Source organism: Pseudomonas sp. Rh2 (assembly GCF_040762985.1).
GTDB classification, from domain to species: Bacteria; Pseudomonadota; Gammaproteobacteria; order Pseudomonadales; family Pseudomonadaceae; genus Aquipseudomonas; species Aquipseudomonas taiwanensis.
The window spans coordinates 358911-385398 of the sequence record NZ_CP142890.1 but is presented as its reverse complement, the minus strand read 5'-3'; the positions used below and the strand labels follow the sequence as shown (position 1 = coordinate 385398).

Sequence of the window (26488 nt, the reverse complement as noted above, 5' to 3'; positions counted from 1 at the left end):
CATCGCGAGCAAGGCTCGCTCCTACGATTGTTTTTGGCCAGTAACGCCAAGGGCAAACGCACGACCGCCTTGTTTGTACGACGTGGATTGGGCCAAGTCACCCAAGCGGTCGCGCGCAAATCCTACAGAAATAATTGGCCCGAAACAGGCGTAGGAGCGAGCCTTGCTCGCGATGCGCCGCACGGGCGGCGCTCGATTTCACAGGCTCTCCCCCTCAAGTCAGCCGCGGAATCAGCGGTTCACCGAAACCTTGCTGAAATCAAGTCGCCCGAACGGGCTGACCTGATACCCCTCGACGCCCTGGCGCAGGAGTGTCGTCGCCGTCGGGTGCGCCAGCGGTACCCACAGCGCCTGCTGCTGAATCAGCGTCTGCGCCTGCTGGTAAAGCCGGCTGCGCACGCTCTGGTCGTTGGTGGTGCGTCCAGCGCTGATCAACTGGTCCAGCCGGCTGTCGCAGAACCGTGCGAAGTTGGTCCCCGACTTCACCGCAGCACAGGCAAACTGAGGGCTCAGGAAGTTGTCCGGGTCGCCGTTATCACCGGCCCAGCCCATGAACAGCAGGTCATGTTCGCCCGCTTTGGCGCGGCGAATCAGCTCGCCCCATTCGATGACCTTGATCTCGGCCTTGATGCCCACCTTGGCGAGGTCTGCCTGGAGCATCTGCGCGCCCAGGCTGGGGTTGGGGTTGAGCAGGCTGCCCGACGGACGGGTCCAGATCGTCGTGGTGAAGCCATCCGGCAAGCCAGCCTTGGCAAGCAGGGCCTTGGCCTTGGTGGGGTCCAGTGCATAGCCCGGCAGATCCTTGGCATAGCTCCAGGTGTTCGGCGGGTAGGGGCCGTTGGCGGCGGTGGCGGTGTCTTCGAACACGGCTTTGAGGTAGGCCTGTTTATCGAACGCCAGGTTGATCGCCTGGCGTACCTCAGGCTTGTCCAGCGGTGGGTGCTCGCTGTTGATAGCCACGAATGCGGTCATGAAGGCCGGAGTGGTCGCCACCTTGAGGTTGCCGTCCTTGCCTGCTTCTGCGATGTCCAGCGGCTTGGGCGACAGGGCTACCTGGCATTCTCCGCGCTTGAGTTTCTGCAGGCGGACGTTGGCGTCAGGCGTGATGGCGAAGATCAGTGGGTCGACCGTGGGCTTGCCGTCGAAATAGTCGGGGTTCGCGCGGTAGCGAACCACGGAGTCTTTCTGGAAGCGCTGGAAGACGAACGGACCGGTGCCGATCGGCTGGCTGTTGAGTTTCTCGGGAGTTCCTGCCTTGAGCAGCTTGTCGGCGTACTCGGCGGAGTAGATCGAGGCGAAGCCCATGCTCAGGGTGGCCAGGAAGGTGGCATCCGGATGAGTGAGGGTGAAGCGCACGGTGCGTGGCTCGGGCGCCTCGATCGACTTGATCAGGTTGCCCAGTTGCAGCGACTGAGCGTGTGGATAACCACCCGGAGCGGTCTTGTGCCAAGCATGGGCGGGGTAGAGCATTCGCTGGAAGCTGAACAGCACATCGTCTGCATCCAGATCACGGCTGGGCTTGAAATAGGGCGTGGTGTGGAATTTCACACCGTTGCGCAGCGTGAAGTCATAGACCAGGCCATCGGCCGACACCGTCCAGCTTTGCGCAAGTCCCGGCACCACCTTGCCCTGGGTCGCATCGAATTCCACCAAGCGGTTCATCAGCATGTCAGCCGAGGCATTGGTGGTGGTCAGCGAGTTGTACTGGACCACGTCGAAGCCCTCGGGGCTGGCTTCGCTACATACGCTCAGCGGGGCCGCCTGGGCGAGTCCGGTTGCAAGCAGGGAGGTGAACATTAAGGAAAGGGCGGCGGCACGCATCAAAGCTCCTTGGCGAGTCAGTGGCCCATCTGCCAGTGCAGTCTGGAAATGTCCTACCCTAGTGCGCGCGTCGGGAAATGGCCACCCCCTTTTTATGCCAGTCTGCGACGAGCGGTCGACAGGCCGGCGCGCGAGTCGCTATGCTGCCCGCGCGCCATCGGCAGCAATCAGATGCTCATCTTCTGTTGTTGCGGCGTAGTCTTTCTGGTATAAAGCAGCGCTCTTTTCTAGGGGCTCGGCCTGTCGCATCAGCGGATCCGGTCGATAAGACCTCCAGAATCACGGCGCCTGGCGCCAAAGACTGAGAGATTAAGCGGCCAACCCATGCCGGGTTGGGCATGAGGTTTTAGAGGGCTGAGTCATGTCGAGAGTCTGTCAAGTTACTGGTAAGGGTCCAGTAACCGGGAACAACATTTCCCACGCAAACAACAAAACCCGTCGTCGTTTCCTGCCGAACCTGCAGCACCACCGTTTCTGGGTTGAGTCCGAGAAGCGTTTCGTGCGTCTGCGCGTTTCTGCCAAAGGCATGCGCGTCATTGACAAGCGTGGTATCGACGTAGTGCTGGCCGAGCTGCGTGCTCGCGGCGAAAAGTTCTAAGGAGAACGTCATGCGTGAATTGATCCGTCTGGTTTCGAGTGCTGGCACTGGCCACTTCTACACCACCGACAAGAACAAGCGCACCACTCCGGACAAAATCGAGATCAAGAAGTACGATCCCGTTGTTCGCAAGCACGTGGTGTACAAGGAAGCCAAGATCAAGTAATTGATCGGCGACCAAGAAAAACCCGCATCCGAAAGGACGCGGGTTTTTTTATGCCCGGATGCCGGTCATTGGAAGCGGAAGCCCTGAATCACGGCGTGTGCATCGGTCTTGATGTGAACACGGTTGATGTCGTACTCGCGAGTGGTGATTTCATTGGGGCCGACGACCCGAGGGCGGCCGGTGATCGCTGTGATGGCGTCCTTGATCGATGGCTCGTACGGGGTGCCGATCAGGTGAGCCAGGGCTTGCAGGACTTCTTCGTTGTTCATGATGTATTTCCTTTGGTAGGAGGACAGCCCGACATGGGCAGGGGCATCCTCCTCCAGAGGTGCAAGGCGCCTGCGCTACATAGTTACTTTTGCTCGAACATCACATAGATCTTGCGGCAGGGCTCCAGCACCTCCCAGGTACCTTTGAAGCCGGCCGGGATAACGAACCGATCACCGGTACGCAGGGTCTTGGCGTTGCCTTCCTGGTCGCGCAGTACCGAAACGCCTTGCACGATTTCACAGTATTCGTGCTCGGTGTAGTTCACGCTCCATTGCCCCACTTCACCTTCCCACACGCCCGCAGCGAACTGCCCGCAGGGGCTGGAGTAGTGGTTGTAGACGGTCTGGTCCGGCTCGCCTTTGATGATTTTTTCCGCAGCCGGGCGGTAGCGTTCGGCCTCGGTGAGGGCCTGGGCGAAGTCGATGATGCTGGCGATGCTCATGGTGCGGCTCCTGTTGTTGTTTAATAAAATGCACATCAGTAGGCTTTTAGGCCTTTCGTGTCAAATATATTGATAGTTTGCATCGGCTGGTTTAGGGTATCGCGTGCCAGTGTGCGCTTGTCGCCCGGCCAGATTTCTGACAACGCCAGTGAGTCCTCAGTGCGGCGTTGCACCTTAACAAGAGGAGGAGTTTCGTATGACCACCCTGACTCGTGCGGACTGGGAACAGCGTGCCCAGCAACTGAAGATCGAAGGACGCGCCTTCATCAACGGCGAATACACCGACGCCGCATCCGGTGAAACCTTCGACTGCCTGAGCCCGGTCGACGGACGCTTCCTGGCCAAGGTCGCCAGCTGTGACCTGGCTGACGCCAACCGTGCCGTGGATAACGCCCGCGCTACCTTCGACTCCGGCGTCTGGTCGCAACTGGCCCCGGCCAAGCGCAAGGCCAAACTGATTCGCTTCGCCGACTTGCTGCGAAAGAACGTCGAAGAGCTGGCACTGCTCGAAACCCTGGACATGGGTAAGCCAATCGGCGACTCCTCCACCATCGACATTCCGGGCGCGGCCAACGCCATCCACTGGACTGCCGAAGCCATCGACAAAGTGTACGACGAAGTCGCGCCGACGCCGCACGACCAACTCGGCCTGGTCACCCGCGAACCTGTTGGTGTGGTCGGTGCCATCGTGCCGTGGAACTTCCCGCTGCTGATGGCATGCTGGAAGCTCGGCCCGGCCTTGGCCACCGGTAACTCGGTCGTGCTCAAACCGTCCGAAAAGTCGCCACTGACCGCCATCCGTATCGCCCAGCTGGCCATTGAAGCTGGCATCCCGGCAGGTGTGCTGAACGTGCTGCCAGGCTACGGCCACACCGTGGGCAAGGCCCTGGCCCTGCACATGGACGTCGACACCCTAGTGTTCACCGGTTCGACCAAGATCGCCAAGCAGTTGATGGTCTATGCGGGCGAGTCGAACATGAAGCGTATCTGGCTGGAAGCCGGTGGCAAGAGCCCGAACATCGTCTTCGCCGACGCTCCGGACCTGAAAGCCGCCGCCGAGGCTGCTGCCAGCGCCATCGCCTTCAACCAGGGCGAGGTCTGCACCGCCGGTTCTCGCCTGCTGGTCGAGCGCTCGATCAAGGACAAGTTCCTGCCCATGGTGGTCGAAGCCCTCAAGGGCTGGAAGCCAGGCAACCCGCTGGACCCTGCCACGACTGTCGGCGCTCTGGTCGATACCCAGCAGATGAACACCGTGCTGTCGTACATCGACGCCGGCCACAAGGACGGCGCCAAACTGCTGGCCGGCGGCAAGCGCACCCTGGAAGAGACCGGCGGTACCTACGTCGAGCCGACCATCTTCGACGGCGTGACCAACGCCATGAAGATCGCCCAGGAAGAGATCTTCGGCCCAGTGCTGTCGGTGATCGCCTTCGACACCGCCGAGGAAGCCATCGCCATCGCCAACGACACCCCGTACGGCCTGGCTGCGGGCATCTGGACCTCGGACATCTCCAAGGCCCACAAGACCGCTCGTGCCGTGCGCGCGGGCAGTGTCTGGGTCAACCAGTACGACGGCGGCGACATGACCGCGCCGTTCGGTGGCTTCAAGCAGTCGGGCAACGGCCGTGACAAGTCGCTGCATGCGCTGGAGAAGTACACCGAGCTGAAGGCGACCTGGATCAAGTTGTAAGTCCAGGGGGCCGCTTAGCGGCCCAATCGCCAGCTTGTCGTGGCGACGAACCACAGCCGGGACGGTTCACACCGCCCCGGCTTTGTCGTCTTTGCAATTCATGAAGACTGCCTGGGAGGCTGCAATGCGTTGGGGAACCTATTTCGCCGTACTGGCATCGGTGCTCAGTGTCGGGCTGGCGCTCGGCGTGAGCATGCCGCTGGTGTCCCTGCGCCTGGAAGCCTGGGGCTACGGCAGCTTCGCCATCGGCGTCATGGCGGCGATGCCGGCGCTGGGTGTACTGGCAGGTGCCAGTGTGGCCAGCCGTCTGGCCGGGTGGGTCGGCGTGCCCTCGGCCATGCGCCTTTGCCTGTGGGGCGGGGCGCTGTCGATCGGCCTGCTTGCATTGCTGCCCAGCTACCCGTTGTGGTTGCTGCTGCGGCTGATGATCGGTATGTCGCTGACTGTGGTGTTCATCCTGGGCGAGAGCTGGATCAACCAACTGGTGGTCGAGCAATGGCGGGGACGGCTGGTGGCGCTGTACGGCAGCAGCTACGCGCTGAGCCAGCTGGCCGGGCCGTTGGTACTGGGCTTTCTCGGCTCGGATGATGACTTCGGCTTCTGGGCGGCGACTGGCCTGCTGCTAGCCGCGCCGCTGGTCCTGCTAGGCCGTGGCGGTGCGCCGAGCACCGAAGCCTGCAGCGTGACCTTCGGCGACCTGCTCGCGTTCTGCCGGCGTTTACCAGTGATTGCCTGGGCGATTGCCCTGTTCGCGTCCTTCGAGGCGATGATCCTCACCTTGCTGCCGGTGTATTGCCTGCAGCAAGGCTTCAGTACCGAAATCGCCTTGTTCATGATCAGTACCGTGGTGGTGGGCGATGCTGTGCTGCAGTTGCCGATCGGTGCGCTCGCCGACCATATGTCGCGACGGGCTCTGTTCACGGGCTGTGCGGTAACCTTGCTGGTCTCAAGCCTGGCGATCCCATTGCTGTTGCACACACCTGTGATCTGGCCGTTATGGGTGCTGTTCGGGGCTAGCGCCGGGGGGCTGTTCACCTTGTCGCTGGTGCTGATTGGCGAGCGTTATCGCGACGATGAGCTGGTGCGGGCCAATGCCCATGTGGCGCAGCTCTGGGGTATCGGCTGCCTGCTCGGGCCATTGTTGGCCGGAGCAGGCAGCCAGTGGATCAGCGGGCACGCGTTGCTGTTGCTGATGGCGGCAGGGGCGGCTGTTCTGGTGCTGTTGACCCGGCGGCGCGGGGCGTTCGAGCCAGCCTCCGCCTGAGGCATGGGGCTAGAGCATCTTCTCCAGCCCCACCGCCTTGCTGATCCAGGCATTGAAACGCCGCCACAGGCCGCCAGGCTCGGAGGTCAGCATGCGGCGCTTGCCATTTTCCTCGGTTACCCAGACCAGCTTGTCGTCCACCAGCCTGGGCTGGTAACTCAGTGCGGGTGCCATGCCTTGTACCGCCAGAAAACGGGTGTATTCAGCCAGTTCCGGGCTATCGACCAGCACTCCAACCTCGGTGTTCCACAGCAATGATCGCGGGTCGAAGTTGAACGAGCCGATGAAGGTCTTGCGCCGGTCGAAGACGATTGCCTTGCTGTGAAGGCTCGAATCCGAACTGCCATGGAAGCTCAAACGGTATCTGGCGTTGGTGTCACCAGGTTGGCGGCGCAGTTCGTACAACTGCACGCCGTGCTCCAGCAGGGCGCGGCGGTAGGGCGCATACCCGCCATGCACAGCCGGCACGTCGGTGGCTTCCAGGGAGTTGGTCAACAGCTTGATCGAAACGCCCGCATCGGCAGCGCCGGTCAGGTACAGCAGGCCTGACTTGCCCGGCACGAAGTAGGCCGAAACCAGAATCAGCTCGTGATGCACGTTGTCCAGGTCCGGCGCCAGTTGCTGGCTAAGCAGCAGGTGCGGGTCTGGCTCGTCGTCGGCCAGGACTTTGCTCGGCGCATCCCACAAGGCCTGGCTATGTGCCCAGATCAGTTCGTTGCGCCAGATATCCAGGCGCGGCTGCGTCTGGTAGGCCATCAACCTGTCGTACAGGGCCTTGTGCCTGACCCGCGCCTCGGCCAAGGACACCTCAAGGCGTCGACGGCTGGCATGCAGGTCGCTGGCATCTGGCTGGCGCCATAGGAAGTCTCCAATGGGACGGCTCAGCGCGCTGTTCCAGTACTGGTCGAAACCATGACTGAGCTGCTCGGCCACGGGGCCGACTCCCAACAGGTCGATGTCGGTGAAGTTGAGGTTGGGCTCGGCATCGAAATACTCGTCACCCAGGTTACGTCCGCCGACGATGGCCATGGCGTTGTCCACCACGAACAATTTGTTGTGCATGCGCCGGTGTTGTCGGGAGAGGTTGAACAGACGTCCTGCGGCGCGTGTCACGCCTGTGCTGCGGCCGAGGTGCAGCGGGTTGAACACGCGAATCTGGATGTTGGGGTGGGCGTCGAGGGTGCCCATGATGGTGTCGAGGCCATCGCTGGTGGTGTCATCGAGGAGAATGCGCACCCGAACGCCACGGTCGGCCGCGCGCAGCAGTTCGTGGACCAGCGCCCGCGTGCTCAAGCCGTCATGGACGATGTAGTACTGCAGGTCGATGCTGGCCTGTGCGTTACGGATCAGCTCGGCCCGGGCGCGGAAGGCCTCGTTGCTGTTAGGCAGCAGCCGGAATCCGGAGCGGCCGTCATAGGGTGCGGCCTGGCGAAGTACGGAGCGGCCGAAGGCCGACTCGTTCGCTGGCAGCGCCTGGCTGACTTCGCGGGTCGTACCGACGCTGGCGCAGCCCGCGAGGCCGAGCAGCAGCGCTAGCAACAGAGGCAGGGCAGGCGTGAATCTCAAGGGTGGATCGTCCTGTGCAGCAAGGGCCTGAAGGTTGGACTGTGGAGGGCGGCGCAAAGTTACGCTCAGGTGATGTCCTGATCCAGTAGACGAAGGGCGGTTTCACCGACCTTGCGCACGGCATCCTCGATCTGTGGTGTGGGGCGCGAGGCGAAGTTCATGCGCAGGCAGTGACGAAACTTGCCCGAGGCCGAGAAGATGCTGCCTACCGCGATTTGCACTCCCTGCTCCAGTAAAGCTCGGTTCAGCCGCAGCGTGTCGAAATCTTCAGGCAATTCGACCCACAGCATGAAGCCCCCTTGTGGCCGGCTGACACGCGTCCCGCTCGGGAAGTACTGGGTGACCCAGTCGCTCATCAGGTCGCGACCGCGCTGATACTGGCTGCGCATGCGGCGCACATGGGGTTGGTAGTGCCCGGCGGCGATGAAGTCGGCGATGGCCAGTTGCGGTTGGGTGGCCGTGCTGCCGGTGCTGATGTACTTCATGTGCAGCACCCGCTCCAGATAACGCCCCGGCGCGACCCAGCCTATGCGCAAGCCCGGGGCCAGGGTCTTGGAGAAGGAGCTGCACAGCAGCACGCGGCCGTCGTCGTCGAACGACTTGAGGGTGCGCGGGCGAGGGTAGGTATATGCCAGGTCGCCATACACATCGTCTTCGAGAACCGCCACGTCATAGCGCTGGGCCAGGCTCAGCAGCGCCTTCTTGCGGGCCTCGGGCATTATGTAGCCGAGCGGGTTGTTGCAGTTAGGGGTGATCTGGATGAGCTTGATCGGCCATTGTTCCAAGGCCAGTTCCAGCGCCTCCAGACTGATTCCGGTGACGGGGTCAGTGGGGATCTCCAGGGCTTTCATGCCCAAACCTTTGAGGGTTTGCATGGCGCCGTGGAAGCTCGGCGAGTCAACCGCGACGATGTCCCCCGGGTCGCACACCGCGCGGATGCTGCAGGACAGCGCTTCATGGCAGCCGGTCGTCACCACCAGGTCAGCCGGCCCCAGGCGGCAGCCGGAATCGAGCATCAACCGGGCGATCTGCTCGCGCAGGGCCAGGTTGCCGTGGATGTTGTCGTAGTAAAGGCCGGGCATGTCCTGGCGCCGGCTCAACTGGGCGAGGCTGCGCAACAGCGGCTTGAGGGTGGGGCTGTCGATGTCGGGCATGCCGCGGCCGAGCTGGATCACATCCTTGCGGGGCGTGCTACGCACCAGCTCCAGCACCTGTTCCCACTGGGAGATATCCACAGGGCGCTGCGCCGGCCGGCTGACGGCGGGCAGGGCGGGGAGGTGGCGTCCTTCGCTGACGAAGTACCCGGACTTTGGGCGTGGCGAGACCAGGCCGCTGTCCTCGAGCATGCGATAAGCCTGCTGTACGGTGCTGAGGCTGACGCCATGTTCCTCGCTGAGGGCTCGCACCGATGGCAGCCGCTGACCAGGGCGATACAGGCCCTGCTCGATGCGGGCGCCCAGCAATTCGGCGAGGTTGAGATAGAGCGTCACGGCATACTCCCGCGTTCAAGGCTGGCAGCGACCAGTACAGTTGTGGGGAAAATACAGCATTCAGCGGCCGGTTCGCCAATTCTGTATGGGAATAATAAGCCATTATTGGATCTGTATCGTCACGCCTGCCAGCGCGCATGCTGTCTCCACGGTATGAACTGATCGGGAGGATGCAGCAATGGGTGGCTTGAGCGATGTGCGCTTGCAACTGTTGGCCAAGGAGCTCGAGGACGAGCAGCGGCCCAAGGTGTTCAATGCACCGGCCGGCTTGAGCCGCTGGGGCCTGCTGCTGCACCGTTGGCACACCCGCAGGGCGCTGTTGCAACTGAGCGATGAGGAGTTGCGTGATGTAGGGCTGAGCTGGGAGCAGGCCCGGACCGAAGGGCGAAAGCCCTGCTGGAAGGACTGACGCAAAGCGCTGGGAACGGCAGCGCATCACCGTGTAGGAGCGGTTCACCCGCGAGCATCGGCCAAGTCAGTGTCGTACATCGCAGTGCTTGGTTCGCGGGCAAGCACGCTCCTGAAAGGTACGTCAGCGGTCAGATCAGCTCTTTGAGCCTGTGCCACAACATTCCCAACGCCAGCAGCGGCGAGCGCAGGTGCTTGCCACCGGGGAAAGTGACGTGCGGCACGTTGGCGAACAGGTCGAAGCGCCCGCTTTCCTGACCGCTGATGGCTTCACCCAGCAGGCGCGCAGCGAGGTGGGTGGCGTTGACCCCGTGGCCCGAATAGGCCTGGGCGTAATACACGTTCGGTTGGCTGGCCAGGCGGCCGATCTGCGGCAGGCGATTGGCGCCGATGCCGATCATGCCGCCCCATTGATATTCGATGCGCACGTCGGCCAACTGTGGGAACACCTTGAGCATCTTCGGCTGCATGTAGGCGGCGATGTCTTTTGGATCACGGCCCGAGTAATGGCAGGCGCCACCGAACAGCAGGCGGTGGTCGGCAGACAAACGATAGTAATCCAGCGCCACGCGCTGGTCGCACACCGCCATATTCTGCGGCAGTAGCTGGCGCGCTCGTTCTTCGCCGAGCGGTTCAGTGGCGATGATGTAGCTGCCGGCGGGCAATACCTTGCCACCCAGTTCGCGGTTGAGGTCGTTGTGGTAGGCATTGCAGCACAGCACCAAGGTCCTGGCGCGCACTCTTCCTTGGGGAGTGTGTACCTGAACCAGGGGGCCGTAGTCGATGCGTGTGACCTCGGACTGCTCGAACAGCTTGACGCCTAGACGGCTGGCCACGGCTGCTTCGCCCAATGCCAGGTTGAGCGGGTGCAGGTGGCCTGAACCCATGTCGATCAGGCCGCCGACGTAGCGGTCGGAACCGACCACGCTGTGGATATCTTCTTGTTGCACCAGGCGCATTTCATGGCGGTAGCCAAGGCTGCGCAGTTCTTCGGCATCCTCGGCAAAGCCTTGCAGCTCGCCGGGTTTGTTGGCCAGGTCGCAGTAACCCCAGGTCAAGTCGCAGTCGATGGCGTGTCGTTCGACGCGCTCGCGGACGATGTCCACGGCCTCCAGTCCCATCAGCTTCATGCTGCGCACACCTTCCTGGCCAATCACCGGCAAGAACTGCTCAAGGCCATGGCCAACGCCACGAATCAACTGACCGCCGTTGCGGCCGCTGGCGCCCCAGCCAAGCTTGCGTGCCTCCAGCAGGATTACCGACAGGCCGCGTTCGGCCAGTTCGATGGCAGTGTTCAAGCCTGAGTAGCCGCCACCAACGATGCACACGTCGGCAGAATGTTCGCCCTGCAGGTAGGGATGATCGGGATGAGGCGCGCTGCTGGCGGCGTAGTAAGAGGCGGCGTGCTGCGCGCTGTGGATCATCGGGCGGTTCCTGGGCGTTGGGCGAAAGGGGGAGGATAAGCTGGGGTTTTGCGGTGGGGCAACTGGCCTCCTCGCCGGCAAGCCGACTGCCGCTCAGGGGCGCGTGTGACTTGGGCAGCCGGCTGGCGGGCAATTGGTCCTATAATCGAACTTCGATCGTCAATCCTGTATCCGGCCATGTCCTGCAACCGCCACAAGATTCACTTCCTGCGCGAACTCATTCCCTCTTTCGAGTGCGAGCCCGGGTGCCACGACTGTTGTGGTCCGGTCACCACCTCGGCTGAGGAGATGGCGCGCTTGCCGCGCAAGTCCCAGGCCGAGCAGGATGCGGCGTTGGAGCGCCTGGACTGCGTACACCTGGGCCCCGATGGCTGCACGGTGTATGAAGAGCGCCCGATGATCTGCCGCCTCTTTGGCACAACTCCACGCATGGCCTGCCCCCGTGGTCGTGGGCCTGAACAGATGATCGAGCCGCAGGCCGAGCAGCTCGTTCACCAGTTCATCGCCACCACACGTCAGGTGCTGGTCTAGCCTTAGTCCGGAATCGGCAGGCAGAGGCTCTCTTTGACCTCTTCCATCACGATGTAGCTCTTCGACTCACGGACGTGCGGCAGCTTGAGCAGGATGTCGCCCAGCAGCTTGCGGTATGAAGCCATCTCCGAAATACGGGCTTTCACCAGGTAGTCGAAGTCGCCAGAAACCAGGTGGCATTCCAGCACATGCGGCAGTTTCAGCACGGCGCGGCGGAACTCCTCGAAGGTGTCGCCGGACTTGTAGTCCAGGCTGATCTCGACGAACACCAGCAGGCTACCTTTGAGGTGCTGGGGGTTGAGCCGGGCGTTGTAGCCCATGATGATGCCCTCGCGCTCGAGGCGGCGGACCCGCTCGGTGCAAGGGGTGGTGGAAAGCCCAACTTTCTCGCCCAGTTCGGTGAAGGAAATACGCCCGTCATTCTGCAGGATGCGCAGGATGTTGCGGTCGATCTTGTCCAGCTCACGCTTACTCTGGTGCTGGGTTCTCATAGGGGATGCCCCTCCGTGAAAGGCGATTTTGCCGATAATTCTCGCCAATAATAGGCTTTTATATAGTGAATTGCACTGGGCCTACCTTTTTATACTGCGCGCATCCATGCCATTTCAACAAAAGACAGCGGTGCGCCGCGTGCGAGGAATAAACGATGCGAGTTCTGGTACTTGGTAGCGGTGTGATCGGAACCGCCAGCGCCTACTACCTGGCCCGTCAAGGTTTCGAAGTGACGGTGGTCGACCGCCAACCCGCGGTGGCCATGGAAACCAGTTTTGCCAACGCAGGTCAGATCTCGCCTGGTTATGCCTCGCCCTGGGCTGCCCCTGGCGTACCGCTGAAGGCCATCAAGTGGCTGCTTGAGCGCCACGCGCCCCTCGCCATCAAGCTGACCGGCGATGTCGACCAATACCTGTGGATGGCGCAGATGCTGCGCAACTGCACCGCCAGCCGTTACGCGGTCAACAAAGAGCGCATGGTGCGGCTGTCCGAGTACAGCCGCGACTGCCTCGACGAGTTGCGCGCTGAAACCGGCATCGCCTACGAAAACCGCAGCCTGGGAACTACCCAGCTGTTCCGTACCCAGGCCCAGGTGGATGCCGCGGCCAAGGATATCGCCGTGCTCGAACAGTCCGGCGTGCCTTACGAGCTGCTCGACCGCGACGGCATCGCCCGCGTCGAACCGGCCTTGGCGGGCGTGAAAGACATTCTCGCTGGCGCCCTGCGTCTGCCCAACGACCAGACCGGCGACTGCCAGCTGTTCACCACCAAGCTGGCCGAGATGGCCGTGAAGCTGGGCGTGGAGTTCCGCTTCGGCCAGGACATCCAGCGCCTGGACTTCGCGGGTGATCGCATCAATGGCGTGTGGATCGACGGCAAGCTGGAAACCGCCGATCGCTATGTGCTGGCCCTGGGCAGCTACTCGCCGCAGATGCTCAAGCCGCTGGGTATCAAGGCCCCGGTGTACCCGCTGAAGGGTTACTCGCTGACCGTGCCGATCACCAACGCTGACATGGCGCCGACTTCGACCATCCTCGATGAGACCTACAAGGTCGCCATCACTCGCTTCGACAACCGTATTCGTGTCGGCGGCATGGCTGAAATCGCTGGTTTTGACCTGTCGCTGAACCCGCGTCGTCGCGAAACACTGGAGATGATCGTCAACGACCTTTATCCTCGCGGCGGCGACCTGAGCCAGGCCAGTTTCTGGACCGGCCTGCGCCCGGCTACCCCGGACGGTACGCCGATCGTGGGTGCGACCTCGTTCCGTAACCTGTTCCTCAATACCGGTCACGGCACACTGGGCTGGACGATGGCGTGCGGCTCCGGTCGCCTGCTGGCTGACCTGATCGCGCGCAAGAAGCCGCAGATCAGCGCCGAAGGCCTGGATATCTCTCGTTATGGCAACCGCCGTGAGGTTGCCAAGCAGGGTCAGACCGCGCCAGCCCATCAGCAGTAAGGTCGACTGACCCGGCCTCATCGGCGGCAAGCCGGCTCCTGCAGGATCAGCCTGAAGTTCTGGTCCTGAGGAGAACCGGCCTGCCGGCGATCAATCCAACACCGATGACAACCCGAACACCATAAGGCAGCCGCCATGCGACCCGCCCGCGCCCTGATCGACCTGCAAGCCCTCCGCCACAATTACCGCCTGGCCCGTGAACTGTCCGGTGCCAAGGCCCTCGCCGTGATCAAGGCCGACGCCTATGGTCACGGTGCCGTGCGCTGCGCCCTGGCGCTGGAGCCGGAAGCCGATGGCTTTGCCGTGGCCTGCATCGAGGAGGCGCTGGAGCTGCGTGCAGCGGGTATCAAGGCACCCGTGTTGTTGCTCGAAGGCTTTTTCGAAGCCAGCGAGTTGGCGCTGATCGCCGAGCATGACCTGTGGTGTGTCGTGCACTCGCTGTGGCAACTGGAGGCGATCGAAAGGACTCAGGTGCACAAGCCCCTGACCACCTGGCTGAAACTCGACAGCGGCATGCACCGGGCGGGCCTGCACCCCAAGGATTACCACGAGGCCTACCAGCGGCTGCTGGCCAGCGGCAAGGTTTCGCGCATCGTGTTGATGAGCCACTTCGCCCGTGCGGACGAGTTGGATGCCGATGCCACCGCCCAACAAATCGCCGTGTTCGAGGCTGCCCGCCAAGGCCTGGCTGCCGAGTGCAGCCTACGCAATTCGCCCGGTGTGCTGGCCTGGCCGCAGGCGCCAAGCGACTGGGTGCGACCTGGCATCATGCTGTACGGCGCCACGCCCTTCGAAGTGGATCAGGCCCAGGCTGCGCGCCTGCAGCCGGTGATGACCCTGCAATCGCGCATCATCAGTGTGCGGGAGCTGCCGGCTGGCGAACCGGTGGGTTACGGCGCCAAGTTCATCAGCTCTCGGCCGACCCGTGTGGGTGTGGTCGCCATGGGCTATGCCGACGGCTACCCTCGCCAGGCACCCACTGGCACGCCGGTGATGGTCGCTGGCAAGCTCACCCAACTGATTGGCAGGGTTTCGATGGACATGCTCTGCGTCGACCTCACCGACGTGCCTGAAGCCACCATCGGCAGCCCGGTCGAGTTGTGGGGCAAACAGGTACTGGCCAGCGACGTGGCCATGCGCGCTGGCACCATTCCGTACCAGATCTTCTGCAATCTCAAGCGTGTACCGCTGGACTATTACGGCGAATAAGGCGCCGAAGCGGACAGGATGGAGGGGGTGTGTTGTAAATACTGAACGGCATTGCCATGATATCGTTCACATCACCCCCCATTTCTACCGTTTCAGGAGGCTCCAGCTTTGGACGTCGGCGAACGACTGCAAGCCATCCGCAAGCTCAAGGGCCTGTCCCAGCGTGAACTCGCCAAGCGTGCGGGTGTGACCAACAGCACCATCTCGATGATCGAGAAGAACAGCGTGAGCCCTTCGATCAGCTCGCTGCGCAAGGTCCTCAGTGGCATTCCCATGTCCATGGTCGAGTTCTTCTCCGTCGAGCTGGAACCCGAAAGCCCTTCCCAGATCGTCTACAAAGCTCACGAGCTGATCGACATCTCGGACGGTGCGGTAACCATGAAGCTGGTGGGCAAGTCGCACCCCAACCGCGCCATCGCTTTCCTCAACGAGGTCTACCCGCCGGGCGCCGACACCGGGGAAGAAATGCTCACCCACGATGGCGAAGAGACCGGCATCCTGCTGGAAGGGCGCCTGGAGCTGGTGGTCGGGAATGAGACCTTCATCCTCGAAGCAGGCGACAGCTACTACTTCGAAAGCACCCGGCCGCATCGATTCCGCAACCCCTTCGCAGAGCCAGCACGGCTGATCAGTGCGGCGACGCCTTCGAACTTTTGATCCAGCGCAGCGTATTGTTTCGCTAATACCCCTTTCACCTGTGGGGTCGTTTCACGGGTTCCGGGTTCCCGCTATACTTTTCAACGCTCGCAATTTCGTGGTGCGGGCATGATTAGCCACCATGAGGGTGTTCGCGTGAACCAAATCAAGAAGATGCTGGCCTTACCAGCCGCCGTACTCGCCCTCTGGGCAATCAATGCAACTGCTGCAACCAACGACGACATTGCCAAGCGCCTGGAGCCTGTAGGGCAGGTGTGCATTCAGGGTCAGGAGTGCAAAGGCATGGAAGTGGCTGCCGCAGCGGGCGGTGGCGGGGCCAAGACGCCGGACGAGATCATCGCCAAGCACTGCAACGCCTGCCATGGCAGCGGCTTGCTCGGTGCGCCGAAGATTGGCGATACCGCCGCGTGGAAAGAGCGCGCCGACCACCAGGGCGGCCTGGATGGCATTCTGGCCAAAGCCATTACCGGCATAAACGCCATGCCACCGAAAGGTACCTGTGCCGACTGTTCGGACGAGGATCTCAAAGGCGCGATCAAGAAGATGTCGGGGCTTTGATCCAAACCTGAATTGCACGAGGCCCGCCATCGATGGCGGGCTTTGTTTTTGTGCTGCGTGTGTCGGCCGCTTTCGTGGCTAAAGCCTTCGAGTCCTATGCTGCCCATGTGGGAGCGGCTTTAGCCGCGAAAGGGCCGGCACAGGCAACTAACCCCACCCAATCTCTGAAACCATGGACAATCCAGAAAGCCCCGGTGTTTGAACCATGCTGATGATTAACTAGCATTTTTACCAGTTTTATTTTTCGGGTCTACGAATAACACTCAAGCTTCTGGTAGTGGTGTTGGATGGGAGCCAATAGACTTGAGAATAGCGGACAATAACGGTCGGAAGCAGAATGCAGTCAGCCGGGTGAAGCTGCAAAGGCAACCCTCCGGCAGTGCCCCTCTTCATCGGGGCTATTCGCCCTATGGCTATCATTCGCTCCTACGCACCATGCTCGGTTTCAATGGTGGCCGACTCGATCCTGTTACAGGGTGTTATCCATTGGGCAATGGGCGTCGATCATTCAATCCATCATTGTTGCGTTTCATCAGCTCGGACAGCATGAGCCCCTTCGCGGCGGGTGGGTTAAATTCATATTCATACTGTCTAGGTGATCCGGTGAACCGCGAGGACCCGAGCGGGAATTGCTGTTTATTTAAGCCCTTCGCACGAATGTTTAGAAGGATTTTTCCTAAAAAAGAGCTCCCTGGTAAGTTATATGTGTCGCCTATCATCGAGAGAATGGTTATTAACAAAGACTACAAGAATATTAATTCTGTCATCAACATCAGCCTGGTGGGTAGTTCAGGGCGTGTGCCGCAGGGCTATGAGTTGATCGGCTTTCATGGGAGTCAAGCAAAACATGCGCGGTCGTTGGAATCAGGCCTTGATCCTGGTTACTCAAAGGGTGGAACTTACGGCAGCGGCTTCTACTTTTCCACTAATCTCGATGTGGCCAATAAGTACGCAGGTTCGGATGGAGACGGAATCGTATTCGGCGTGTACGCAGAAAATTTCGGGGAATGGAAAAAAGGGAAGGACTATTTCAGCGCTAATCGAAACGTAATGGTAATCAGGGAGAATGCTTATGGGAAGGTCGCTGTGCGCAGGGAAGTAGCGTTTCCAATTTTAATCAGTGATAAAACCACTGTCACATACTAACAGCGCCAGCATTGATAGCCGGTACGTAGGTGTTTCTGGTGAGTCGAGCACTATTCAGGCCTCTGCGAATATAGGAGGTGCAAAGTCTGTGTGGGAGATTGACCACGAAGACACCTCCTGAGGCAACCAAGCCGCGCGAATTCGTGTCCAACCTCTGACCCCCATGGATGAATGAGGAGATCTCGATGCACCTCTGCTCCATCGACCAGGCTGTCGAGCAAGTGCTGTCGCGCCTGCCAGCTCATATTCACATGGGCCTGCCCTTGGGCCTGGGCAAGCCCAATGCTTTCGTCAACGCTCTCTATGCCCGGGTGCGTGACCTACCCGAACGGCAACTGACTATCTACACGGCGCTTACACTAGGCCGCCCCCCGCTGGGCGACGGTTTGCAACGGCGCTTTCTCGAACCCTTCGTCGAGCGTGTGTTCGCTGACTACGAAGAACTCACTTACCTTGCCGACCTGCGCAACGACAGCTTGCCGCCGAACATCCGTGTCGAGCAGTTCTTCATGCAGCCCGGCAGCCTGCTGCATAGCGAGGCTGCCCAGCAGGACTATGTCAGCAGCAATTACAGCCACGCTGCCCGTGACATCAATGCCAAGGGGCTGAACCTGATCGCGCAGTTGGTCGCCGCCACACCGGAAAGGCCCGTGCACCTGAGCCTGGCCTGCAACCCCGACATCACCCTTGACCTGCTGCCGATGATTGCCAAGCGCCGCAAGGCTGGTGAGACCATCCTCATGCTTGGTCAGGTCCATGCCGAGCTGCCTTACATGCCAGGCGACGCAGAGCTGGGTATCGACCACTTCGACCTGCTGATCGACGTAGCGGAGCAACGCCGGCTGTTTTCGACCCCGAACATGCCGGTCACCACCCAGGACCACTGCATTGGCCTGTTCGCCAGCGCACTGGTGCGTGATGGTGGCACCCTACAGATCGGCATCGGTGCCATGGGCGATGCGCTGGCGGCTGCTTTGCTGGCGCGCCAGGGCGACAACGCGGGCTATCGCGCCTTGCTCGACGAGTTGGACATTCGCCCCTGGCAGACGCTGATCGAGCGGGAAGGGGGCTTGGAAGCGCTTGCCCAAGGGCTGTATGGCTGCAGCGAAATGTTCGTCAACGGCCTGCTGGCGCTGGCCGAAGCCGGGGTAGTTCGGCGCCCGATCAATGGTCAGGGCGTGCTCGTGCATGGCGGGTTTTTCCTGGGGCCGCAGTCCTTCTACCGGCGCTTGCGAGAGCTGCCGCTGGAGCAGCGGGCGCGTTACGCCATGACCCGTATCAGCTTCATCAACGAGCTGTACGGGCAGGAAGCCCTGAAGCGTCGACAGCGCCGCGATGCCCGTTTCGTCAATACGGTGTTCGGCATGACCTTGCTTGGCGCCGGGGTGGCTGACCAGTTGGAAGACGGCCGTGTACTCAGCGGTGTCGGTGGGCAGTACAACTTCGTCGCCCAGGGCCATGCCCTGGCGGGTGGGCGTTCGGTCTTGCTGCTGCGCAGCTGGCGCGAGGCGGGTGGTGAGATCAGCTCGAACCTGTTCTGGACCTATGGCCACTGCACCATCCCCCGACACCTACGCGATATCGTGGTGACCGAGTACGGCATCGCCGACTTGCGCGGGCAGACCGACAGCGAAGTGATTGCGCGGTTGCTGGCGGTGAGTGACTCGCGGTTCCAGGACACGTTGATGGAGCAAGCCAAGCGTGCCGGTAAATTGGCCAGGGACTTTCAGCTGGATCCGCGCTTCACCGACAACACGCCCGAGCGTCTTGAGGCGGTGCGGGCACGGCACGCACGGTTGTTCCCAGAGTATCCGCTGGGCACGGATTTCACGGCACAAGAGCAGGATTTGCTGCGCGCGCTCAACTGGTTGAAGAGCAAGTTCAAGCTCAGAGAGGTGCTGGAGCTGGGCAAGGCGGCACTGGAGGCACCGGGGCCGGAGGGGTATGAGGCGCACCTGGCGCGGATGCAGCTGGATCAACCGCAGGGGCTGAAGGAAGAGTTGTATCAGCGGTTGTTGCTGGCGGGGCTAGAGGCAACCCGCTAAACCAAGGTTCAGCGCCTTACCCTGTGGGAGCGGGTTCACCTACGAATGAGAGGGTGACGTCACCGTTGTCTTCGCGGGTAAACCCGCTCCTACAGGAGAGGTGCTCAGGCTTTAGTCGATGAAGCTGACCACACCACCTTCCAGCGACTTCACCCGGGCCAGCGATTCGACGCGGTAACCCTGGCTGTCCAGCTCGGCACGGCCGCCCTGGAACGATTTCTCGATGACGATACCCAGGCCCGCCACGGTAGCACCGGCTTGCTTGATGATCGAGATCAGTGCCTGCGAAGCCTTGCCGTTGGCCAGGAAATCGTCGATCACCAGCACGCGGTCGCTGCTGTTGAGGTGGCGCGGCGAGATGGCCACGGTGTTCTCGGTCTGCTTGGTGAAGGAGTACACCGAGGCGGTCAGCAGGTTCTCGGTCAGGGTCAGCGACTGGTGCTTGCGCGCGAAGATCACCGGTACGCCCAGCTTCAGGCCAGTCATCACGGCCGGGGCAATGCCCGAGGCTTCGATGGTGACGATCTTGGTCACGCCGGCGTCGGCGAACAGGCGGGCGAATTCGTCACCGATCAGCTGCATCAGCGCAGGGTCGATCTGGTGGTTGAGAAACGCGTCGACTTTGAGAACCTGATCGGAAAGCACGATGCCTTCTTCGCGAATCTTCTGCTGCAGTGCTTCCACTGTGTATTCCTCGATGTAGCAAAGGTGGCCGCATGAAGCGGCAGTGTTAAAGAGTAATGGTTGATCAGCGTTTGAGCATTGCCCGGATGTCGGCCAGGGCGTTATTGCCGCGAGCGGCTTTCACTTCTACCGGCGCATCGTCCAGGCCTTCCCAGGCCAGGTCCTCCGGCGGCAGCTCGTCAAGGAAGCGGCTGGGCGTGCAGTCGATGATTTCGCCATACTGCTTGCGCTTGGCGGCGAAGGTGAAGGCCAGGGTCTGGCGGGCGCGGGTGATGCCCACATAGGCCAGGCGGCGTTCCTCTTCGATGGTGTCGGCTTCGATGCTGGAACGGTGCGGGAGGATTTCCTCTTCCATGCCCATGATGAACACGTAGGGGAATTCCAGGCCCTTGGACGCATGCAGAGTCATCATCTGCACGCCTTCGGCGTTTTCTTCCTCTTCCTGCTGGCGCTCGAGCATGTCGCGCAGCACCAGTTTGCCGATGGCGTCCTCGATGGTCATGTCACCCTCTTCGTCTTTCTCGAGGGTGTTCTTCAGCGCTTCGACCAGGAACCAGACGTTGCTGATGCGGAACTCCGCCGCCTTGTCGCTGGCGGTCTGCTGGCGGATCCAGTTCTCGTAGTCGATGTCGCGGATCATCTCGTGCAACGCGGCAATCGGGTCTTCCAGGGCGACCTTGTGACGCACGCCATCGAGCCAGTGCTTGAAGCGCTGCAGGCGCTCTGTGTAGCGGGCATCCAGGTGCTCACCCAGGCCCAGCTCTTCGCTGGCGGCGTACATCGAGATGCCGCGCTCGGTGGCGTAGTTGCCGAGCTTTTCCAAAGTGGTCGAGCCGATCTCCCGGCGCGGTACGTTGATCACCCGCAGGTAGGCGTTGTCGTCGTCCGGGTTCACCAGCAAGCGCAGGTAGGCCATCAGGTCCTTGACCTCCTGGCGGCCGAAGAAGCTGTTGCCGCCGGACAGGCGATATGGCACCTGGTGGTGTTGCAGCTTCAACTCGATCAGCTTGGCCTGGTAGTTGCCACGGTAGAGGATGGCGAAATCGCTGTAGGGGCGATTGGTGCGCAGGTGCAGGGTGAGGATCTCCATGGCCACCCGCTCGGCTTCGGCTTCCTCGTTCTTGCAGCGGATCACGCGGATCTCATCGCCCACGCCCATCTCGCTCCACAGCTGCTTTTCGAACGCGTGGGGGTTGTTGGCGATCAGCACGTTGGCGCAGCGCAGGATGCGGCTGGTGGAGCGGTAGTTCTGCTCCAGCATCACCACTTTCAGGGAGGGATAGTCCTCCTTGAGCAGCATGAGGTTCTCCGGGCGGGCGCCACGCCAGGCATAGATCGACTGGTCATCGTCGCCGACCACGGTGAACTGGTTGCGCATGCCGATCAGCATCTTCACCAGCAGGTACTGGCTGGCGTTGGTGTCCTGATACTCGTCCACCAGCAGGTAGCGCACACGGTTCTGCCAGCGTTCGAGCACGTCGGGGTGTTCCTGGAACAGCTTGACCGGCAGCAGGATCAAGTCGTCGAAGTCCACGGCGTTGAACGCCTTGAGCGTGCGCTGGTAGTGGGTATAGACGATTGCGGCGGTCCGTTCGCGCGGGTTGCGCGCTTTCTCCAGCGCCTCGGCAGGCAGGACCAGGTCGTTCTTCCAGGCACCGATCATGTTCTTGATCTCGTCGATGCCATCGTCGCCGGAGTATTCCTTCTGCATGATGTCCGACAGCAATGCCTTGATGTCGGACTCGTCGAAGATCGAGAAACCAGGCTTGTAGCCCAGGCGCTCGTGTTCCTTGCGGATGATGTTCAGGCCCAGGTTGTGGAAGGTGCACACCGTCAGGCCACGGCCTTCGCCCGGACGCAGCAGGGTAGCGACCCGCTCCTTCATCTCGCGGGCGGCCTTGTTGGTGAAGGTCATCGCCACGATGTACTGGGCGCGGATGCCGCAGTTCTGGATGAGGTGGGCAATCTTGCGCGTGATCACGCTGGTCTTGCCGGAGCCAGCACCGGCGAGCACCAAAAGAGGGCCGCCGACGTAGTCTCGGGCTTCTTGTTGCCGGGGATTGAGTCGGGACATGCTAGAAACCGGGGGTCGCCAGAAAATAGCCGCGCATTCTAACAGGCATGGGGCAGTTGTGGCGCGACCGTCTGACGTCTGAGTCAGACTTTTGTCTCTCGCTACTATTAGTCAGACTCATGATATCCAAGAAAAAAATCGGATTTGCTGGTTTAGCGAGTTTCGCGCAGGATGCACGTCAAAATGCGTCGGGGAGCACTGCAGGCAAGGATATGTCTAAAAGTGAAAATCGTTTTCATTTATGCAGTAGCATATCCGGCCTCATACGCTTCACTGTCCAAGCCTTTAAGGAGCCCGCTTGTCCACGCCTGTCGAACCTTTGCGTTTGCTGTTGTTGGCTGATGAGCCGGAATGGGCTGCCCTGTTGCGCGACTGCCTGCTGCCCTTGGGCGGCAGCGCCGTATTGCTGACCGCACCCAGTTGGGAGGCTGTCGACACCCTGTTCAACCAAGACCGCCAAGCGGTGGTGCTGGCTACCCCGGCCTTGCAACCCGCGCCGGGGCGTTGCGAACTCCCCACCATCTTGCTGCTTGAGCATGAGCCTGACTCACCACCGACGGCTGTCAGCGATTGGTTGGTGCGCGATCAACTCAGCGCCGACGCCATCCGCCGATCCTTGCGCCATGTGCGTGAGCGCGGCGTACTGGTGGCCACCCTGCAGCGCCTGGCCGAACAAGACCCGCTTACCGGCATCGCCAATCGTCAGGGCTTCCAGGCCTTACTGACCGCGCGCCTGGCCGAGAATGACGGGCGCGGTCTGGCGCTTGGCCACCTGGACCTCGACAATTTCCGCCACGTCAACGATGCCCTTGGCCACCAGAGCGGCGACCGGTTGATCTTGCAGGTGGTGGCCCGGCTGAAGCAGCAACTGGAAGCGGGGGACCAGCTGGCACGTCTGGGCAGTGACGAATTCGCCCTGCTGATCGACACCCGACGCGATGCCAACCGCGCCGAATGGATGGCCGAACGGATCGTCGAAGCGCTGGCCGAACCCTTCTGGATAGACGGCGAGAGCCTGCTGCTGGGCTGCAGCCTGGGCCTGGCCCATGCCCGCGCTCAGGCTGGGCCAGACCCATTGATGTGGCATGCCCACATCGCCATGCGCCAGGCCAAGGGCAGCCAGGGCTGCACCTTCCATGTATTCAATGAGCGCATCAACCGCAACGCACGCAGCCTGGCCGACCTGGAAAGCGAGTTGCGCCGTGCGCTGCGCCGCGATGAGTTGGAGCTGCATTACCAGCCACGATTGAACCTGGAAGACGGTCGTATCGTTGGCCTGGAGGCCCTGGTCCGTTGGCGCCATGCCGAACGTGGCCTGCTGCCGCCCAGTGAGTTCGTGCCGCTGGCCGAGCAGAGCGGGCTGATCGTGCCGTTGGGATACTGGGTGATTTCCCGCGCCCTGCGTGACATGCAAGCCTTGCGTGAAGAGGGCCTGGCCCCCTTGCACATGGCGGTGAACCTGAGCTTCCGTCAGTTCCAGGACAGCCAGTTGCTGGCTACCCTGAGCCGCTTGATCATCGAGCACGGTGTCGATGCCCGCTGGCTGGAGTTCGAGCTTACCGAGACCGCCGTCATGCGTCGCAACGAACTGGTCCGCCAGACCATGGATGCCCTGGCGCGCCTTGGCGTGCGGTTTTCGCTGGATGACTTCGGTACCGGCTTCTCTTCGTTCGTCCACCTCAATAGCTTGCCGATCACGTTACTCAAGGTCGACCGAAGCTTCGTCGCTGAAATGGAGATGCGCGAAGAGAACCGCAAGTTGGTGCACGCCATGATCAACCTGGCGCACAACCTCAACCTCGAAGTGGTCGCCGAGGGGGTGGAGAGCGAAGAGCAGATGCAGTTGCTGCGCGAGTTCGGTTGCGACCAGGTACAGGGGTTCCTGGTCAGCAAGCCGTTGCCGGTCGAGGCGTTGATCGATTACCTGTTGCAGGTTCCGGGGCGGCGGTCGGCCTGAGACGCACCGCCGGTCCCGCAGGGCTCATCGCGGTCCATGCACGAGCTGCCCAGCCAGCGTAGGTGCCCTGGACTTCAGCAACCGCTTCATCCGCCACTCGAAGCCGATCGTCAGTGCCACCGAAGCGCACGCCAGCCCCAAGGCCAGCCCCCACCACACGCCGACCGCACCGCCGCCCAGGGTGAAGGTGAGCAGCCACGCTGCCGGTGCGCCTACCAGCCAGTAGCAGCACAGCCCGATCAGGAAGGTGGTCTTGGCATCCTTCAGCCCACGTATCGAGCCCATGGCGATGGTCTGCACGCCATCGAACAGCTCGAACCAGGCCGCGACCATCAGCAGGCTTACCGCCAGCTGGTAGATCGCCGCGAAGGCTGGGTCATCGCCGTCGATGAACAGGCCTACCAGCATCTCCGGACGCAGCCAGAACAGCGCGGCAAAGGCGAACATGATCATCGCGCCGAAGCCGATTCCCACACGCCCAGCGCTGCGTGCCGCCAACAGGTTGTCGGCGCCGTAGTAAAGCCCCACTCGCATGGTCACCGCGTACGACAGCCCGGTTGGTACCATGAATGCGGTGGACACGATTTGCAGGGCGATCTGGTGCGCCGCCAGTTCCGTGCTACCGAGCACACCCATGCACAGCGCGGCGAAGGCGAACAGCCCCACCTCCACCATGTAGGTACCGCCAATCGGCAGACCTAGCCGCCACAGTTCCCGCAGGGCAGGCAGGGAAGGGCGCGACAGGCCCCGGCGTAGCGGGTAGGGTGTATAGGCCGGGTGCCAGTGGATGTACAGCGCCAGGGCAATGGCCATGCCCATCGACACCACGGCGGTGACCAGGCCGATGCCCATCAGGCCAAGCTTGGGCAGGCCGAACATGCCTTCGATCAGCGCGACGTTGAACAGATAGTTGAGCACCGTGCCCACCAGGCTGATGACCATCACTGGCGTCGAGCGACCCAATGCGCTGGTGAATCCGCGCAAGGCCATGAACGTCAGGTAGCCAGGCAGGGCCAAGGGCAGCAGGGTAAGGAATTCGGCCGCCGAGGCCACGTTCTCGGGCTTCTGGCCGAACAGCAGTAACACAGGCTCGAGGTTCCACAGCACCAGGGCCGCGACCAGCGCCAGACCCCAGGCCAACCACAGGCCGTTCTGTGCCAGGCGGGTAGCGCCCTCGATGTCATTCGCCCCTTTGCGAATCGCCACCAGAGTGCCGACTGCGGCAATCACACCCAGGCAGAAAATCGACACGAACGAATAGCTCGCCGCACCCAGGCCGCCACCTGCCAGGGCCTGTGGGCTGATACGGGCCATCATCAAGGTGTCGGTCAACACCATCAGCATGTGCGCCAACTGCGAGGCGATCAGCGGCCCCGCCAGGCGCAGCAAAGCCTTGAGTTCAGTAGCGGGCGCGACATGCATGGTTGAGGTCCTTGATGCTTATCCTGTAGGCGAGGCGACGATTCTGAGGCTTTGGTCAACTTTCCACAAAAGGATAATAGCGATGCTTGGCATGAGTTGAACTCATGCATATATGATTATCTGCATTCCTTTCCACGCCCTCTTTCAGGTGCCCCATGTCCCGTCAGTTGCCTGCGCTCTATGCGCTGCGCGCATTCGAAGCCGCCGCTCGGCTGAGCTCTTTCACCCGCGCTGGCGAAGAGCTCTCGATTACCCAGAGTGCGGTCAGTCGACACATTCGCACCTTGGAGGATCATTTCGCCTGTCGCCTATTCGTACGCAGCGGGCGCAGCCTGCAATTGACCGAGGCCGCGCGGGTGCTGCTGCCGGGTGTGCGCGAGGGCTTCGCCGCGCTGGAGCGGGCTTGCGATACCCTGCGCGGTGAAGATGACATCCTGCGCATGAAGGCGCCTTCGACCTTGACCATGCGCTGGTTGCTGGCACGCCTGAGCCGCTTTCGCCATTTGCAGTCGGGTAACGAGGTGCAGCTGACCAGCGCCTGGATGGACGTCGACCATGTGGACTTCAATCAGGAGCCGTTCGACTGTGCAGTGTTGCTCAGTGACGGTGTGTTCCCACCAGACTGGGAAGTGCGCCGGTTATTCAGCGAGTTACTGATCCCGGTGGGGGCGCCGGATTTGCTCAAGGATGGCCCCTGGGACGAGCGCCGGTTGGCGGGCATCGAGTTGCTGCACCCAACGCCGGACAAGCGTGACTGGCGGGCTTGGCTAGAGCGCATGGGGCTTGCCGAAAAGGTTTCGCTCAAGGGCGGCCAGGTATTCGACACGCTGGAGCTGGGCATGATTGCGGCTGCCAGGGGTTATGGGATTTCCATGGGTGACCTGCTGATGGTGGCGGAGGACGTTGCGCAAGGACGCCTGAGCCTGCCGTGGCCCACGGCGGTGCCCAGTGGCATGGACTACTATCTGGTGTGGCCGCGCACCCGACCGGGTGGCGAGCGGTTGCGACGGCTGAGCGTGTTTCTGCAGGAGGAGGCGGCTGCGGTGAGTTTGCCGGATGTGCAGATGCTGCCTCCCCTCTAGCCGGCAAGCCGCCTTCTTCAGGGCTGGGTGGGA

The 26488-nt window shown here is 61.9% G+C and carries 24 protein-coding genes; 14 read left to right on the top strand and 10 right to left on the bottom strand.

The window, feature by feature from the left end; all coding sequences use genetic code 11:
* Window positions 1–231: 231 nt before the first annotated feature.
* Entirely contained in the window at window positions 232–1821 is a 1590-nt protein-coding gene (locus VXM67_RS01750; RefSeq protein WP_023383027.1) for an ABC transporter substrate-binding protein, read from the bottom strand.
* A 361-nt stretch (window positions 1822–2182) separates the two neighbouring features.
* Between VXM67_RS01750 and rpmB the strand changes: the two genes are divergently transcribed.
* Both rpmB and rpmG read left to right on the top strand, forming a co-directional pair.
* Complete coding sequence (gene rpmB, locus VXM67_RS01745; RefSeq protein ID WP_003258972.1) at window positions 2183–2419, top strand: 50S ribosomal protein L28; 237 nt, start codon at window positions 2183–2185, stop codon at window positions 2417–2419.
* A gap of 10 nt (window positions 2420–2429) precedes the next feature.
* Window positions 2430–2585 carry a 50S ribosomal protein L33 gene (rpmG, locus tag VXM67_RS01740; RefSeq protein ID WP_003253507.1) on the top strand — a complete coding sequence of 52 codons (156 nt, stop codon included), beginning with the start codon at window positions 2430–2432 and terminating at the stop codon, window positions 2583–2585.
* A gap of 65 nt (window positions 2586–2650) precedes the next feature.
* On the opposite strand, the gene VXM67_RS01735 is transcribed toward rpmG, so the two are convergent.
* Both VXM67_RS01735 and VXM67_RS01730 read right to left on the bottom strand, forming a co-directional pair.
* On the bottom strand, window positions 2651–2854 hold the full coding sequence (locus tag VXM67_RS01735; RefSeq protein WP_023383026.1) for a hypothetical protein: 204 nt from the start codon (window positions 2852–2854) through the stop codon (window positions 2651–2653).
* Between the two features lie 83 nt (window positions 2855–2937).
* Window positions 2938–3297, bottom strand: a complete 360-nt coding sequence (locus tag VXM67_RS01730; RefSeq protein ID WP_023383025.1) for a cupin domain-containing protein — start codon at window positions 3295–3297, stop codon at window positions 2938–2940.
* A 196-nt stretch (window positions 3298–3493) separates the two neighbouring features.
* On the opposite strand from VXM67_RS01730, the gene VXM67_RS01725 reads away from it, so the two are divergent.
* Window positions 3494–4987 (top strand): aldehyde dehydrogenase, encoded by a 1494-nt coding sequence (locus VXM67_RS01725; protein ID WP_023383024.1) that lies wholly within the window; start codon window positions 3494–3496, stop codon window positions 4985–4987.
* A gap of 124 nt (window positions 4988–5111) precedes the next feature.
* Entirely contained in the window at window positions 5112–6251 is a 1140-nt protein-coding gene (locus tag VXM67_RS01720; RefSeq protein WP_367237465.1) for an MFS transporter, read from the top strand.
* Window positions 6252–6260: 9 nt separating this feature from the next.
* On the opposite strand, the gene VXM67_RS01715 is transcribed toward VXM67_RS01720, so the two are convergent.
* Together VXM67_RS01715 and VXM67_RS01710 are read right to left on the bottom strand one after the other, a co-directional pair.
* Complete coding sequence (locus VXM67_RS01715; protein WP_023383022.1) at window positions 6261–7817, bottom strand: phospholipase D family protein; 1557 nt, start codon at window positions 7815–7817, stop codon at window positions 6261–6263.
* Window positions 7818–7882: 65 nt separating this feature from the next.
* Entirely contained in the window at window positions 7883–9307 is a 1425-nt protein-coding gene (locus VXM67_RS01710) for a PLP-dependent aminotransferase family protein (protein ID WP_027906668.1), read from the bottom strand.
* Window positions 9308–9485: 178 nt separating this feature from the next.
* Between VXM67_RS01710 and VXM67_RS01705 the strand changes: the two genes are divergently transcribed.
* Complete coding sequence (locus VXM67_RS01705) at window positions 9486–9716, top strand: DUF1127 domain-containing protein (RefSeq protein ID WP_027906669.1); 231 nt, start codon at window positions 9486–9488, stop codon at window positions 9714–9716.
* 130 nt (window positions 9717–9846) lie between these two features.
* Here VXM67_RS01705 and VXM67_RS01700 read toward each other — a convergent pair whose 3' ends face one another.
* A complete protein-coding gene (locus VXM67_RS01700) occupies window positions 9847–11139 on the bottom strand; it encodes an FAD-binding oxidoreductase (RefSeq protein WP_104883116.1) in 1293 nt (430 codons plus the stop codon).
* Between the two features lie 177 nt (window positions 11140–11316).
* Between VXM67_RS01700 and VXM67_RS01695 the strand changes: the two genes are divergently transcribed.
* Window positions 11317–11670, top strand: a complete 354-nt coding sequence (locus tag VXM67_RS01695) for a YkgJ family cysteine cluster protein (protein WP_027906671.1) — start codon at window positions 11317–11319, stop codon at window positions 11668–11670.
* A 2-nt stretch (window positions 11671–11672) separates the two neighbouring features.
* Here VXM67_RS01695 and dadR read toward each other — a convergent pair whose 3' ends face one another.
* Complete coding sequence (gene dadR, locus VXM67_RS01690) at window positions 11673–12161, bottom strand: transcriptional regulator DadR (RefSeq protein ID WP_003258963.1); 489 nt, start codon at window positions 12159–12161, stop codon at window positions 11673–11675.
* Between the two features lie 155 nt (window positions 12162–12316).
* On the opposite strand from dadR, the gene dadA reads away from it, so the two are divergent.
* The 6 genes from dadA to VXM67_RS01660 all read left to right on the top strand — a co-directional run bounded on the left by dadA (window position 12317) and on the right by VXM67_RS01660 (window position 19236).
* Window positions 12317–13621, top strand: a complete 1305-nt coding sequence (dadA, locus tag VXM67_RS01685; protein WP_023383017.1) for a D-amino acid dehydrogenase — start codon at window positions 12317–12319, stop codon at window positions 13619–13621.
* 135 nt (window positions 13622–13756) lie between these two features.
* Window positions 13757–14830 (top strand): alanine racemase, encoded by a 1074-nt coding sequence (gene alr / locus VXM67_RS01680; RefSeq protein ID WP_023383016.1) that lies wholly within the window; start codon window positions 13757–13759, stop codon window positions 14828–14830.
* 108 nt (window positions 14831–14938) lie between these two features.
* The gene (locus tag VXM67_RS01675) at window positions 14939–15487 is read left to right on the top strand and encodes a cupin domain-containing protein (protein WP_023383015.1); all 549 of its coding nucleotides are present in this window, start codon (window positions 14939–14941) and stop codon (window positions 15485–15487) included.
* 153 nt (window positions 15488–15640) lie between these two features.
* Window positions 15641–16045: a c-type cytochrome gene (locus VXM67_RS01670; RefSeq protein WP_049818688.1), complete on the top strand. Its 405-nt coding sequence runs from the start codon at window positions 15641–15643 to the stop codon at window positions 16043–16045.
* 351 nt (window positions 16046–16396) lie between these two features.
* Complete coding sequence (locus VXM67_RS01665; RefSeq protein WP_244880939.1) at window positions 16397–17191, top strand: RHS repeat-associated core domain-containing protein; 795 nt, start codon at window positions 16397–16399, stop codon at window positions 17189–17191.
* Window positions 17192–17376: 185 nt separating this feature from the next.
* Window positions 17377–19236, top strand: coding sequence for an acetyl-CoA hydrolase/transferase C-terminal domain-containing protein (locus VXM67_RS01660; RefSeq protein ID WP_023383012.1), 1860 nt, complete (start codon window positions 17377–17379; stop codon window positions 19234–19236).
* Window positions 19237–19347: 111 nt separating this feature from the next.
* Here the strand turns inward: VXM67_RS01660 and VXM67_RS01655 are convergent, their stop codons facing one another.
* On the bottom strand, window positions 19348–19920 hold the full coding sequence (locus VXM67_RS01655) for a xanthine phosphoribosyltransferase (RefSeq protein WP_023383011.1): 573 nt from the start codon (window positions 19918–19920) through the stop codon (window positions 19348–19350).
* A gap of 64 nt (window positions 19921–19984) precedes the next feature.
* Window positions 19985–21994, bottom strand: coding sequence for a DNA helicase Rep (gene rep, locus VXM67_RS01650; protein ID WP_367237464.1), 2010 nt, complete (start codon window positions 21992–21994; stop codon window positions 19985–19987).
* 298 nt (window positions 21995–22292) lie between these two features.
* Between rep and VXM67_RS01645 the strand changes: the two genes are divergently transcribed.
* Complete coding sequence (locus VXM67_RS01645; RefSeq protein ID WP_023383009.1) at window positions 22293–23951, top strand: bifunctional diguanylate cyclase/phosphodiesterase; 1659 nt, start codon at window positions 22293–22295, stop codon at window positions 23949–23951.
* A 24-nt stretch (window positions 23952–23975) separates the two neighbouring features.
* On the opposite strand, the gene VXM67_RS01640 is transcribed toward VXM67_RS01645, so the two are convergent.
* The gene (locus VXM67_RS01640; protein WP_023383008.1) at window positions 23976–25373 is read right to left on the bottom strand and encodes a NorM family multidrug efflux MATE transporter; all 1398 of its coding nucleotides are present in this window, start codon (window positions 25371–25373) and stop codon (window positions 23976–23978) included.
* Window positions 25374–25528: 155 nt separating this feature from the next.
* Between VXM67_RS01640 and VXM67_RS01635 the strand changes: the two genes are divergently transcribed.
* On the top strand, window positions 25529–26455 hold the full coding sequence (locus VXM67_RS01635) for a LysR substrate-binding domain-containing protein (protein WP_027906675.1): 927 nt from the start codon (window positions 25529–25531) through the stop codon (window positions 26453–26455).
* Window positions 26456–26488: the final 33 nt, after the last annotated feature.

Coding starts and splice junctions, on each gene's coding strand:
- VXM67_RS01750 (WP_023383027.1), bottom strand. CDS start 1,821: ATGCGTGCCGCCGCCCTTTCCTTAATGTTCACCTCCCTGCTTGCAACC.
- rpmB (WP_003258972.1), top strand. CDS start 2,183: ATGTCGAGAGTCTGTCAAGTTACTGGTAAGGGTCCAGTAACCGGGAAC.
- rpmG (WP_003253507.1), top strand. CDS start 2,430: ATGCGTGAATTGATCCGTCTGGTTTCGAGTGCTGGCACTGGCCACTTC.
- VXM67_RS01735 (WP_023383026.1), bottom strand. CDS start 2,854: ATGAACAACGAAGAAGTCCTGCAAGCCCTGGCTCACCTGATCGGCACC.
- VXM67_RS01730 (WP_023383025.1), bottom strand. CDS start 3,297: ATGAGCATCGCCAGCATCATCGACTTCGCCCAGGCCCTCACCGAGGCC.
- VXM67_RS01725 (WP_023383024.1), top strand. CDS start 3,494: ATGACCACCCTGACTCGTGCGGACTGGGAACAGCGTGCCCAGCAACTG.
- VXM67_RS01720 (WP_367237465.1), top strand. CDS start 5,112: ATGCGTTGGGGAACCTATTTCGCCGTACTGGCATCGGTGCTCAGTGTC.
- VXM67_RS01705 (WP_027906669.1), top strand. CDS start 9,486: ATGGGTGGCTTGAGCGATGTGCGCTTGCAACTGTTGGCCAAGGAGCTC.
- VXM67_RS01700 (WP_104883116.1), bottom strand. CDS start 11,139: ATGATCCACAGCGCGCAGCACGCCGCCTCTTACTACGCCGCCAGCAGC.
- VXM67_RS01695 (WP_027906671.1), top strand. CDS start 11,317: ATGTCCTGCAACCGCCACAAGATTCACTTCCTGCGCGAACTCATTCCC.
- dadR (WP_003258963.1), bottom strand. CDS start 12,161: ATGAGAACCCAGCACCAGAGTAAGCGTGAGCTGGACAAGATCGACCGC.
- dadA (WP_023383017.1), top strand. CDS start 12,317: ATGCGAGTTCTGGTACTTGGTAGCGGTGTGATCGGAACCGCCAGCGCC.
- alr (WP_023383016.1), top strand. CDS start 13,757: ATGCGACCCGCCCGCGCCCTGATCGACCTGCAAGCCCTCCGCCACAAT.
- VXM67_RS01670 (WP_049818688.1), top strand. CDS start 15,641: ATGCTGGCCTTACCAGCCGCCGTACTCGCCCTCTGGGCAATCAATGCA.
- VXM67_RS01660 (WP_023383012.1), top strand. CDS start 17,377: ATGCACCTCTGCTCCATCGACCAGGCTGTCGAGCAAGTGCTGTCGCGC.
- rep (WP_367237464.1), bottom strand. CDS start 21,994: ATGTCCCGACTCAATCCCCGGCAACAAGAAGCCCGAGACTACGTCGGC.
- VXM67_RS01640 (WP_023383008.1), bottom strand. CDS start 25,373: ATGCATGTCGCGCCCGCTACTGAACTCAAGGCTTTGCTGCGCCTGGCG.
- VXM67_RS01635 (WP_027906675.1), top strand. CDS start 25,529: ATGTCCCGTCAGTTGCCTGCGCTCTATGCGCTGCGCGCATTCGAAGCC.